Raw genomic sequence first — 12,427 nt, forward strand, 5'->3', positions numbered from 1 at the left:
TCAGGCCGCCGCGACGTGGCCGGCGCCGACCTCCCAGCGCTGGTCGAAGCCGACGTTCCGGGCGAAGTACGCATCGTGCGTGATCATCACCATGGTGCCGTGGTACGCGCGGAGGGCCTCCTCGACGACGTCGATCGCCTCGAAGTCGAGGTAGTTGGTGGGCTCGTCGAGGAAGAGGATCTGAGCGCCGCTGTTGACGATGACGGCGAGGAGCAGCCGGCGCAGCTCGCCGGCGCTGAGGTCACGCACCCGGCGGTCCCACTCGTCGGGGCCGAACAGGTGCGCCGCGAGCAGGGATTCGGCTTCCTCGACGTACACCGGAACCCTGGACCGGAAGTACCCGAGCACCGTGCGGTCGTCACCGCGCAGGTGGTCGTGGGTCTGCGGGAGCACGGCGACCTCGGCGGCGGCCGTGACGGTCCCCGCGTCCAGGGGCAGGGCGCCGGACAGGGCGCGCAGCAGCGTCGTCTTGCCCGCGCCGTTCGGGCCGGTGACCAGGATGCGGCCGCGGACGTCCAGGTCGACGTCGTCGAGGATGCGCCGCGCGCCGAGTTTCACGGTCAGGCCACGGGCCGTCATGACCGACGTGTCGGCCGGGCCGCTCACCGGGCCGCCCACTGAGCCGCCCACCGAGGCGTCGATCGAGCCATCCGTCGCGGCGTCCTCGGGGTCCGGTGACGGGAATGCGAGGACGAGCGGGGGACGGGTGGCCGGCTCGGCGATCCAGCGGGCCGACGTCAGCTGCCGGGTCAGCCGTCGCTCGCGGGCCTTCGCCTTCTTCGCGACCTTCTTCGCGTACCGGCGGAGCTTGTCGGAGCCGAGCCCCGAACGCGCCGTCTGCTCGACGCCCCGGGCCTGGTCCTTCGTGGTCGCGATGTCGGCCTCCAGGCGCCGCCGGAACTTCTCCTGCGCCTCATGGTCGAGCAGGAGCCGCTGCCAGCGGCGGGTCTTCTCGGCTCGGTAGTCGGTGTAGCCGCCCTCGTACCACTGCGGCCGGGTGTGGATGCCGTCGAGCTCGACGATCCGGGTCACGGTCCGGTCGAGGAACGCCCGGTCGTGCGTGACGACCATGACCGCGCCGCGGAACGCCGCGAGGAACTCCCCGAGCCACGCCGTGCCGGCCGCGTCGAGGTGGTTCGTCGGCTCGTCGAGGATCAGCACGTCGGGGGTCGACAGCAGCACCCGGGCGAGCATCAGCCGGGCCTGCTCGCCGCCGCTGACGTCGCCGAGCGGCAGGTCGTCGGGCAGGTGGGCGATGTCGAGCCGCTCCCGCACCTCGGCCCGCCGCTGCGGCGCGGCCCAGCCCTCGAGGGCCAGCCAGCGGTCCTGGACCTGCCCGTACTCGTCGAGCAGCGTCAGGTCGTCCGCCAGGCGGCCCTCGAGCGCGTGCATCCGCTGCGCGAGCCGGTCGACCTCGCCGTCCCGCAGGAATTCAAGAACGGAAAGACCCGGATCCGGCACCTGCTGCGCGAAATACCCGATCCGCCGCCGCGGCGCGAGGCTGACGTGCCCGCTCGTCGGCTTCTCGGCGCCGGTCAGGATCCGCAGCAGCGTGGTCTTGCCGGCGCCGTTGGGCCCGACGAGCCCCAGCCGGTCACCGGCGTTCAGGGTGAGGTCGACGCCTTCGAACAGCAGCTCGGCGTCATAGTGTTTGGACAGGGAGACAGCGCGTAGCAAGAGAGCCTCGCAGCGGGTGTGAGAGCGGACGGGAACAGGGCCCGGCCGGTTCCCCGGTCAGGCGTTCGACACGTCCCTCGAATCACACCCCCGCATCATCTCCTGTTCCACCACAGCGCTGCCACTCATTTTGCCGCCGGTACGCCGAGGGCCGCCCCCTCGCAGGTAGCGGCCCTCATGGTGCGCGATGCGGCGCCGCGGTTCTGGCGCCGCGGTTCTGGCGCTGCGGCTCTGGTGCGGTGGTTCAGGTGCGGTGGTTCAGGTGCGGTCGCGCGGCGGTGCGGACCACGGCGACGTCGGCGGTTCGTCGTCGCCACCGGCACCGGCACCACCCCGCTCGGCGGCGAGCCGGTCAAGCTCGGCCTGCGCGCTGGCCCGCCGTTCCGCCTCACCTCGCGCGAACGCCGCCCGGCGCTCCGCCTGCTCCGCGGCACTGGGCGCGCCGAGCCGGGTGGTCACGTCCGGGTCAACGGGGCCGAGCCGGGTCGTTGCCTGCTGGTCCTCGTCGGGTTCCTGGACGGGGTCGGTGGCCCGCATCGGCGTGAACCGGCCCGGCGTGCCCTCGCCGTCGCCCGTGCCGCTGTGGCCGGTGCCGACGGTCGGGTGCTCACCGGTCTCGCTCTGCGCCGCGTGCCGCGGTCGCGACGACACCGGAGACTGCCGCCCCGGGTGGAACGCCTCGGTCTCCTCTTCCCGCACGCCCCGCCGCCCTGCGCTGAACCCGTCGAACGACGGCCCCGCCAGAATCGACGTCTCCTGCGCCACCTCGGAGCGCGCCGCCCGCGACGGCAACGCCCCGCCGCCTCCGGCGACCGGCGCCGTGGGTGCCACAGGTGCCGCCGGCGGCACCTGCTGGGCGGCGCCGAACGGCTCGGTCGCGGCCTCACTCGCACTGGGCCGCCCATACCTGGTCTGCGGAATCCCGGGCGGGGGAGCGACCGACTCGGATGCGGGCCGCAGCGACCCACTGCCACCGTACGGCGCAGGCGGCGACGTCGGCGACGTCAACGGCCGCGTCGGCAGCTCACCGCCGTCCGTGGCGTCCTGCCCCGCGGTCTCGCCGGCCAACCCACCGGGCGCCCCGGACCACGGCGTACCCGCCGCGGCCCCGGTCGTGGCGGCACCACCAGCGGCCCGCAACGGCGGAACATCCTGCCCGCCGCCCGCCTGGCTCCCGAACCCCGGCGCAGCGGCCGCCCCGGACTGCGACGCCGGCGGCCCGGACTGCGGCGCGGGCGGTGCCGAATGTGGCGCCGGCGGCCCGGATTGCGGTGCGGGCGGTGCGGAATGCGGCGCCGGCCCGGACTGCGGTGCGAGGAGCCCGGACTGCGATGCGGGCGGCCCGGACTGTGGTGCGGGCGGTGCCGAATGTGGCGCCGGCGGCCCGGACTGTGGTGCGGGCGGTGCGGAATGTGGCGCCGGCCCGGACTGCGGTGCGAGGAGCCCGGACTGCGATGCGGGCGGCCCGGAATGTGGCGCTGGCGGCCCGGACTGCGGCCGGTTACCCACCGGCGGGGCGAACGGCGGAGCCGCCTGCCCCGACCCGGTCGATGCGAACTGCTGCGTCGGCGGCGCGGACGCGGCACCGGTCGCAGGCGCGGCGAACTGCGATGCCGGCGGCGCGGACGCGGGCGACGCGAACTGCTGCGCCGGCGGCGCAGACGTGGGACCGGTCGCGGGCGCGGCGAACTGCGATGCCGGCGGCGCTGACGCGGGACCGGTCGCGGGCGGCGCGAACTGAGGCGCCGGCGGCCCAGACGCCGGGCCCGTGAACTGCGGCGCGGACGCGGGCGACGCGAACGGCGGTGCCGGCGGCGCGGACGCCGGGCCGGACGCGGGCGCCGTGAACTGCGGTGCGGGCGGCGCGGACGCCAGCTGTCCGGACTGCGGCGCAGGCGGTGCGGACGCAGGCCCAGACGCGGGTGCGGCGAAGTGCGGTGCGGGCGGCGCAGGCGGTGCGGACGCCGGACCGGACGCGGGTGCGGCGAAGTGCGGTGCGGACTGTGCGGGCGGCGCGGACGCCGGCCCGGACGCCGGTGCCGCGAAGTGCGGCGCGGCTGGCTGGCCGGCCGGTGGTGCGGACGCGGGACGGGCCGGCCCGGGCGGCGCGAACGGCGGTGCCTGCGCGGGCCCCGTCCCAGCGGCCGGCCTGAACTGCGTGGCGCCCCCCGGACCTGGCGCCCCACCGGGCGGGAACGGCCCAGGCGGCGTCGTGGAAACAGGCGGCGTGCCGGGAGCGTGCGGCGCGGCGGGAGCGTGCGGCTGCGTGGAAGCGGGCGGTGGCCCGCCCCGGCCACCGAGCGACGGCGGGAACGGCCCAGGCGGCGTCGCCGGCACGGCCGGACCACCCGCGGACCCGGACGCCGCAGGCGACGCCGGTCGGCCGGCCTGCGGCTGCGCGGCGGTCGAGTCCGGCGTCAGCCACGACGGCGCGGCGCTGCTGCCGGGTGCCGACACTGGTGCCGGCCCACCCTGCTCACCGGGTCGTCCAGCCGCGGGCGGCTGCGCGCCGAACCCGGATCCGGCGCCAGGACCGGACACCTGCCCGGCCTGCGGCTGCCCGGGACGCCCGCCCCCGGCACCCCCTGCCGGCGGGAACGACCCTGCCGGCGGCGCGGACGTGACGGGCGGCGCGTACGAACCCGGCGGTGCGGACGTGACCGGCGGCGCGTAGGAACCCGACGCCGGCGGCGCCGAGGTCACCGGCTTGGCAAACAAAGCCGCCGGTCCGGACGAAGCCGGAGGAGCGGACGAAGCCGGGGGAGCGGACGAGGCCGGCGGCGCGGACGACACCGGAGACGCGAAGGACGACGCAGGAGGCGCCGAAGACACCGGCGGCGCGGACGACACCGGCGGGTAACCGGCTGACGGCCGTGCGTGCGGCGACATCGAGACCGGCTGCGTAGCGTCGCTGCCCAGCCCCTGACCGAACCCGGCACCACCCGGGCCTGCGGCCGAGCCACCCGGGCCCGCGGCCGCGCCGTACGACGGCAGGATCGACGTCGCTCCGGGACCGGACCCGCCGCCCGCACCGGCGCCGACGGGGCCGCCCGTTGCGCCGTACGGCGGGAGGACGGACGTGGCGCCCGCCGGCGGGAACTCGGCGGTCTGCGGCGAGTACGGGGTCCTGGTGGCGAACTGCGGTGGCGCCTTCGGGCCCTGCCCGAGCGGATACTCGTGCGGGTCGAGCGGCTCGCCGCCGGCGACGACGACCGGGGCCGCCGCGGGCCACGCGCGCCACCGCTTGACGCTCGCCGCGGCGACCAGCAGGGCCAGGCCGAGGACGGCGGTGGTGCCGTTCACGATGGGCAGCTGCAGGTTGATCGTGAGGCCGGCCAGCTTGTAGTCCGCGGGCAGGCCGTCGAGGGCGCCGAGCGGGTCGATGAAGAGGCTCACGTAGGTGCCGAGCAGCGCAACGCCGGCCACGATCGGGCCGACCGGGGATATGCGCAGGGTGGCGATGAGGCCCAGGATGAGGCCGGCGCCCAGGAGATAGGCGGCGGGTGCGATGAGGTCGACGCTGTCGAAGGCGCCGCGCTCCACCCACTTCGCCACCGTTTCGGTGGATTTCTGCTGGCCGAGGGCGATCAGCAGCCACGCGATCGGGGCGATCAACATCCCCGCGATCAGGCTTCCCACGTGTCGCATGGTTCGCACCGTACCGTCTGTGTCATGCAGGAGCACACCGGCCGACCGACCGCGTATTCGAGGGTCACGCTGAGCCGGATCATGACCGCCGTCGACGTGAATCTCTACGGCACGGTCCACGGTGGCGTGATCATGAAGTTCATCGATGACGTGGCGGGTGCGGCGGCGGCCCGGCACACCGGTGGCCCGGCGGTGACGGCGTCGATCGACGAGATCCTGTTCCTGGAGCCGCTGCGGGTCGGCCATCTCGTCCACGCGTACGCGCAGGTCAACTGGACCGGTTCGACGTCCATGGAGGTCGGGGTCCGTCTCGTCGCGGAGCGGTGGGACGAGGTGGCGGAGCCGGTGGTCGTCGCGACCGCATACCTGGTGTTCGTCGCCGTCGACGCCGACGGCAAGCCGCGGCCGGTGCGCCCGGTCGTGCCGGACTCGCCGGAGAACGAGGGCCGCTGGCGGGAGGCGGAGATCCGCCGCGAGCACCGCCTGGCCCGCCGGGAGGCGATTCAGCAGCACCGCCAGAAATAGGGGGAACACGGCGGGAGGCTCCGGACAAGAAGAGGTGTGGACCCGGAAGGCAACCTCTTGATCGCGGACGGCTTCACGGCCCTCTACGACCGGCACGCACGGACGTTGTACCGCTACTGTGCGCGTCGCGTCGGGCCGGATCTGGCCGAGGATGTCGTCGCGCAGACGTTCCTCGTCGCGTACGAGCGCCGCCACGCCTATGCACAGGACCAGCCGCCGCTGCCGTGGCTGTTCGGCATCGCCACGAACGTGCTCAACCGGCACCGCCGCGACGAGGTGCGCGGCTACCGCGCCCTCGCGAGAACGGGCGTGGATCCGGTGCAGGAGAGTCACGCGACCCGCGCCGAGGAGCGCACCGACGCGCAGCGACGGTCCCGGAAGGTGGCGCGGGTCCTGGCGAAACTGCCCCGGCGGCAGCGGGACGTGCTGCTGCTGTTCGCGGTCGCCGAACTGTCCTACGCGGAGATCGCCGAGGCCCTGGACCTGCCGGTCGGCACGGTCCAGTCGGCGCTGCACCGGGCCCGGACCAAGATGCGCAAGGCGTTGGAGGACGAGGACCGATGAGTAACGATGATCTTGCCGCGGTACGGGAGTTCCGCGCAGCCCTGGACGAACCGCGCGACGGAGCCCTCGCCAAGCGCCGCTGGCAGGTCGCCCGCGCCGAGAGCCCCGAGCGGCCGCGCCGCCGGCCATGGGTGCTGGCGACCGCCGGTGCCGCCGTTGCTGTGGCGGTCGTGGTCGGGGGCGGGGCGGCGGCCGTACACACGGCCACCCCGCGACACGAGAACGCCGTCGTGCCGGGACAGAGCGTGGCAGGCAGCCCGTCGCCGTCGGGCGCCGACCTGCCGGTCACGCGCGGCACCAAGGCTCCGATGAACCCGGCCGTCACCGGCAAGGCGGGCGCCAGCCACCCGCAGGCCGTCGAGGCGCTGACCAGGCTGGCCGCCAAGCAGACCGGCGGCCCCCTGGCGATCGGCGCCGACCAGACCCTGTACGTGAAGACCTACTCACTCGCCGACGGTGAGGGCCGGTACATCCATGAGGCGTGGACGGACGTGACGACCGGCGTGGCGCTGCGGATCCGCCGTACCGACGAGTCGCCGAGAGGGATCGACCGCAGCCTGTCACAGAAGGAGATCGACGAGGCCACGGCGCTCTCCCGCGACACCCCACCCGGCCTGCACAACTTCAACGGCGCCTATGTCGCGGCGTTCCCGGCCGGTGCCGATCAGGCGCACCAGCTGGCGGCGACCTGGAAGGACTGGGCGCAGAAGGAGTACCCGGGCCGCGGCGCCGACGGACTGATCTTCACGCAGGTGCGCGAGATCTTCCACTACGTCGACCCACTGCTGACCGCGGCCCAGCGCGGCGCGCTCTACCTGGCGATCATCGACCTGCCGTCGGTGAAGGCGACCACGGCGACGATCGACGGCAGGCAGTACGACGCGATCTGCGTCTCCGGCCAGGCGGACGGCCCACAGTGCCTGCTGTTCGACCAGGCGACCGGCCGGTACGCGGGCGAGGCCAGGACCGGCACGGACATGGTCGTGCAGGCCGGCAGGTTCACCTTCGTCGACGTCGGCGTGCAGCCGCGGCCGGCGGTCGGACCCGACCGGACCATCCCGGGGAAGAAGGGGTCGGCACCCACCCCCACGAGTTGAGGACGGGCGGGGCGGCGCTCCGACCGGAGCGCCGCCCCACGGCGGCCACACGGAAATCCGGCAGCACATGTCGTCGGCCCACACTGAGCGATCGTTCGGGCGTGCAGGAAGATGGTCGGATGGCGAAGGAGCTGTGGCGACCCCCGGCAGACGTCCGCGACCGCACCCGCATCGGTGCGTTCCTGCGGTGGCTGTCCAGCGAGCGGGGCCTGGAGTTCGAGGACTACCAGCATCTGTGGCAGTGGTCGGTGGACCATCCGGCGGTGTTCTGGCAGGCGATCTGGGATCACTTCGAGGTCGTCGCGCACCAGCCGCCGGCCGGGGCGCTGCCCGACGCGCGGATGCCCGGCGCCGACTGGTTCCCCGGCGCCCGCCTCAACTACGCCGAGCACGTGCTGCGGATGCCCGGCGTCGCCGACGACGAGCCGATCGTCCTGGCGTATTCGCAGACCCGCGCGCCGGTCACGCTCAGCGCCGCCGAGCTGCGCGAGCAGGTCCGCCGGGCGCAGGCGACGCTGCGCCGGCTCGGGGTCGGGGAAGGCGACCGGGTCGCGGCGTACGCGCCCAACATCCCCGAGACGTTCGTCCTCATGCTCGCCACCGCCGGCCTCGGCGCGATCTTCTCCAGCTGCGCGCCGGAGTTCGGCACCCGCTCGGTCGTCGACCGGTGGCAGCAGATCGAGCCGAAGGTCCTGGTCGCCGTCGACGGCTACCGCTACGGCGACAAGGCCGTCGACCGGCGGCCGGAGGTCGCGGCGATCCGGGCGGCGCTGCCGTCCCTGGAGGCGTTCGTCGAGATTCCGTACCTGCATGGCGACGGCGAGGTCTGGGACGTCTCGGACGAGCCGCTGACCTTCGCGCCGGTGCCGTTCGGCCACCCGCTCTGCGTGCTGTACTCCTCCGGCACCACGGGGCTGCCGAAGCCGATCGTGCACGGCCACGGCGGGATCCTGCTCGAGCACCTCAAGATGCTCGCCCTGCACCACGACCTCGGGCCCGGCGACCGGTTCTTCTGGTTCACCACCACGGGCTGGATGATGTGGAACTACCTGGTGTCCGGCCCGGCCGTGGGCGCCGCGATCGTCCTCGTCGACGGCAATCCCGCCCATCCCGACCTCGGCTGGCTCTGGCGGGTCGCGGCGGAGTCCGGCACCACCTACTTCGGCACTTCGGCGCCGTTCCTGCTCTCCTGCCGAAAAGCAGGTGTGGTACCGCGGGAGCTCGCCGACCTGTCGGCGCTGCGCGGTGTGGGCTCCACCGGTGCGCCGCTGCCGCCGGAGGGCTTCGAGTGGGTGTACGAGGCCGTCTCCTCCGACGTGCTGCTCGCCTCCGCGTCCGGGGGCACCGACGTCTGCACGGCGTTCGTGGGCGGCGTGCCGCTGCTGCCCGTCCACGCCGGCGAGATCGCCTGCCGGGCGCTCGGCGCCCGGGTCGAGGCGTACGCGGCCGACGGCACCCCCGTCATCGGCGAGCTCGGCGAGCTGGTCATCACCGCGCCGATGCCGAGCATGCCGGTCGGGTTCTGGGGCGACGCCGACGGGTCCCGGTACGCCGAGGCGTACTTCGGCGTCTACCCGGGCGTGTGGCGGCACGGCGACTGGATCACCATCGACGACACCGGCGCCTGCGTGATCACCGGCCGGTCCGACGCCACCCTCAACCGCGGCGGCGTCCGGCTCGGGACCAGCGAGTTCTACTCCGTGGTGGAGAGCCTCGAAGAGGTCGTCGACTCGGTGGTCGTACACCTCGAAGACCCGGAAGGCGGGGCGGGCGAGCTGCTCCTGTTCGTGGTGCTGCGCCCCGGACGCACGCTCGACGACGCGCTGCGTGCCGCCATCGGACGGGAGCTGCGCACGGCGCTGTCCCCGCGGCACGTGCCCGACCAGGTGTTCCAGGTCGACGCGGTGCCGCGGACGCTGTCGGGCAAGAAGCTCGAGGTGCCGGTGAAGCGGATCCTCACCGGCACACCGGTCGACCAGGCCGCCGCGAAGGGCGCCCTGGCCAACCCGGAGTCGCTGCGCTACTTCGAGGCGGTCCGGGCGGCTAGAGCGTAGGACCGACCGTGAGATCGACCTGTTCGGAGCCACCCCGGGCGGGCAGCTTCGACAGGTCGGTGTTCACGCTGAGCACCACGCTCGCCCCGGCCACCAGCGGCGCGAGCAGCCAGTCGAGGGGACACGGGTAGGCGTCCGCGTCGATGAGCACCCGGCCCCCCGTGATGCCGAGGTCGGCGGCGCGGGCCCGGGCGCGCTCCAGCAGCGTGGCGTGGCCGTCGAGCGAGCCGTCGGTCTCGACCAGCGCGCCCGTGTCTGCGATGACGGGCGCGCCGGGGAAGTAGTCGCCGTGCTGGCGGGCCGAGATCACGTAGTCGGCCCAGCCGGCCGGCACCTCCCGCAGCGGCATGCCCATCGGGGCCAGCCCGAGGACGAACCGGTCCGCCGGGCCGATCGGCACGCCCGCCTCGATCGCCCGCAGGGACGCGAACTCGACGTCGATGCCGGCCGCGGTCGGCTCCCCGTACGCCACGGAAACCCCGGCCGACCAGGCGCCGAGCAGCACGGCCGCGGTCTGCCAGTGCGGCGGGAGCCACACGCCGGCGGTGTCGCCGGGCCCCAGGCCGCAACCGTCGACGAGGAGGTTCGCCGTCTTGGAGATCCAGTTGCCGAGGGTCGCGCCGGACAGTTCGACCCGTTCGCCGGTGGCGTCGTCGTAGAACGTCAGCAGCGGAAGTGACGGGTCCTTCCCGACAATTGCCGCAAAGAGTGAAGGAATTGTATTTCCCATATGTCCGGAAAATCCTCCCATAGCATCTCCAATCGGGTCTAGCTAGGTGGTGTGCGATGGGGGTATGGGCAATGCGACGATACCGGCGGCTCAAACTGGTCGCCGTCGGCGGCGTGGCCGTCGCTCTGCTCAGCACCGGGGGCGCCACCGCCGACCCCCGCATCCCGTTCCTGCCGCCCGCCCCGGATCTCGCCGAGCCGATCCAGTGGGCCAACCCCGCCGCGAAGGCGGCCGGCAGCACGGGCGTCACCCCGCAGGTCACGCGTATCCCGCTGGGCAGCTTCGAGCGCCCCGCCGACGGTGTCGCTGCCCAGGCGGGCGTGCCGTCCGGCGTGCCTGAGGGGTACCGGCGCGGCGCGAAGACCCGCACGCTCACCGTCGCCCGCCAGTCCACGTCGCCGTTCAGCGCCGTCGGCGTCACATGGCGGGAGACCGGCCGGATCGGTGCCGTCTCCGTCGCCGTGCGTCACCATGTCCTCGGCGGTGCCTGGAGTCCCTGGCGCACCGTCGACGCCGGCGAGGCGGACCGCGATGTCGCCCCCGGCCGCGCCGCCCAGCGCGGCGGCGCCGAGCTGGTCTGGACCGGCAAGGCCGACGGCGTGGAGCTGGCCGTCACCACCACCGGCGGGCCCGCGCCGCACGACATCGCCGCCGACCTCATCGACCCCACCGACGCGCCCGGCGACACCGCGCCGACCCCCGCGCCCGTGGTGGAAAGCCAGCCCGTCGGGCTGCGGCCCTTCATGCCCACCATCCTGCGCCGGGCCGCCTGGGGCGCCAACGAGCAGCAGATGGACTGGCGGCCGCAGTACGCCCCGTACGTGAAGGCCGTCGCCCTGCACCACACCGCCACGGGCAACGAGTACAGCCCGGAGGAGGTGCCGAAGATCCTCCGGTCGATCTACCAGTACCAGACGGTCAGCCGCGGCTGGGGCGACATCGGCTACAACGTGCTCGTGGACCGCTTCGGCCGGCTCTGGGAGGGCCGCTCCGGCGGGCTGTCCCGCCCCGTCGTCGGCGCCCAGGCGGGCGGGTTCAACACCGGCACCGCGGGCGTGGCGATGATCGGCGACTTCCGCTACGCCAACGTGCCACAGGTCGTGCAGGAGGCCACCGCGCAGTACACCGCGTGGAAACTTTCACTGCAGCAGGCCATCGACCCGCGTGGCAGCGTCAGCCTCACCGGGGGCGGTTCGACGTCGCGGTACCCCGCCGGCACCACCGTCACGGTGCCCCGCGTCTTCCCGCACCAGCAGACCAACCCGACCGAGTGCCCCGGCGCCAAGGGTGTCGCCGCGCTGCCCTGGATCCGTGACCGCGCCGGCACGCTGCTCGGTGACCTGGTCAAGCCGGAGGTCGTGCGGACGCTGCTCGCCGTGTACCGGCCCAGCGACGGCACCGTGCGGCTGCAGGGCGTGCCCGAACCGGTCTTCACCAGCGGCCCGAACGAGATCCCGGTCGCCGCCGACTACAACGGCGACGGCAAGGCCGACGTCGCGACCTGGTCGCCGACCACCGGCAACTGGAGCATGCTGCTGACCGGCGAGGGCCGCAAGACCGTCCAGTGGGGCCTGCCCGGCGACGTGCCCGCCCCGGCCGACTTCGACGGCGACGGCACGGCCGAGCTGGCAGTTTTCCGCCCCACGACCGGTGTCTGGTACATCAAGGGCATCGGCGAGGTGCAGCTCGGCCTGCCCGGCGACGTGCCCGTCCCGGCCGACTACACCGGCGACGGGCGCGCCGAGGCCGCCATCTGGCGCCCGTCGACCGGTCTGTGGGCGATCTACGCGCTGCGCGAGTTCAAGGTCGGCGCACCCGGCCAGCTCGCCGCACCCGCCGACTATGACGGCAACGGCACGATCGACGCGGCGACCTGGTCCGCGGCCACCCAGCAGTTCACCGTCGACGGCCAGCCCGCGATCCGTTTCGGCGCCGCCGGGGTGCCGGTTTCCGCCCAGTACGACGGCGACGGCCGGGCCGACCCCGCGGTGTTTCGTGACGGTCGGTACGACATCCGCGGTGCAGGCAGTTACGACGTCGGCGCTCCGGGCGACATCCCGATGCCGCTGAGCTGAATCCTCGGTTTCCTCGATCGCGAGTCGCGTCGTGGACATCGATCACCCGGGGATCGG

At 74.1% G+C, this 12,427-nt stretch carries 8 protein-coding genes; 5 read left to right on the forward strand and 3 right to left on the reverse strand.

The window, feature by feature from the left end:
- Complete coding sequence (locus tag AB0K00_RS10970; protein ID WP_363518552.1) at nt 1-1,677, reverse strand: ABC-F family ATP-binding cassette domain-containing protein; 1,677 nt, start codon at nt 1,675-1,677, stop codon at nt 1-3.
- Between the two features lie 258 nt (nt 1,678-1,935).
- Nucleotides 1,936-5,325 carry a hypothetical protein gene (locus tag AB0K00_RS10975; RefSeq protein WP_363518554.1) on the reverse strand — a complete coding sequence of 1,130 codons (3,390 nt, stop codon included), beginning with the start codon at nt 5,323-5,325 and terminating at the stop codon, nt 1,936-1,938.
- Nucleotides 5,326-5,349: 24 nt separating this feature from the next.
- Here AB0K00_RS10975 and AB0K00_RS10980 point away from each other — a divergent pair, with 24 nt between their 5' ends.
- The 4 genes from AB0K00_RS10980 (at nt 5,350) to AB0K00_RS10995 (ending at nt 9,565) form a co-directional block, all read left to right on the forward strand.
- Entirely contained in the window at nt 5,350-5,850 is a 501-nt protein-coding gene (locus tag AB0K00_RS10980) for an acyl-CoA thioesterase (protein ID WP_363518556.1), read from the forward strand.
- Nucleotides 5,851-5,886: 36 nt separating this feature from the next.
- Nucleotides 5,887-6,414 (forward strand): RNA polymerase sigma factor, encoded by a 528-nt coding sequence (locus AB0K00_RS10985; RefSeq protein ID WP_363518558.1) that lies wholly within the window; start codon nt 5,887-5,889, stop codon nt 6,412-6,414.
- The gene (locus tag AB0K00_RS10990; RefSeq protein WP_363518560.1) at nt 6,411-7,511 is read left to right on the forward strand and encodes a hypothetical protein; all 1,101 of its coding nucleotides are present in this window, start codon (nt 6,411-6,413) and stop codon (nt 7,509-7,511) included. The genes AB0K00_RS10985 and AB0K00_RS10990 overlap by 4 nt, the downstream gene beginning before the upstream one ends.
- Before the next feature lie 119 nt (nt 7,512-7,630).
- Entirely contained in the window at nt 7,631-9,565 is a 1,935-nt protein-coding gene (locus tag AB0K00_RS10995) for an acetoacetate--CoA ligase (RefSeq protein ID WP_363518562.1), read from the forward strand.
- On the opposite strand, the gene AB0K00_RS11000 is transcribed toward AB0K00_RS10995, so the two are convergent.
- Complete coding sequence (locus tag AB0K00_RS11000) at nt 9,555-10,295, reverse strand: TIGR03089 family protein (RefSeq protein WP_363518564.1); 741 nt, start codon at nt 10,293-10,295, stop codon at nt 9,555-9,557. The genes AB0K00_RS10995 and AB0K00_RS11000 overlap by 11 nt on opposite strands.
- A 71-nt stretch (nt 10,296-10,366) precedes the next feature.
- Between AB0K00_RS11000 and AB0K00_RS11005 the strand changes: the two genes are divergently transcribed.
- Nucleotides 10,367-12,370, forward strand: coding sequence for an N-acetylmuramoyl-L-alanine amidase (locus AB0K00_RS11005; RefSeq protein WP_363518566.1), 2,004 nt, complete (start codon nt 10,367-10,369; stop codon nt 12,368-12,370).
- The last annotated feature ends 57 nt before the right edge of the window (nt 12,371-12,427 follow it).

The organism is Dactylosporangium sp. NPDC049525, assembly GCF_040676755.1.
GTDB lineage: Bacteria > Actinomycetota > Actinomycetes > Mycobacteriales > Micromonosporaceae > Dactylosporangium.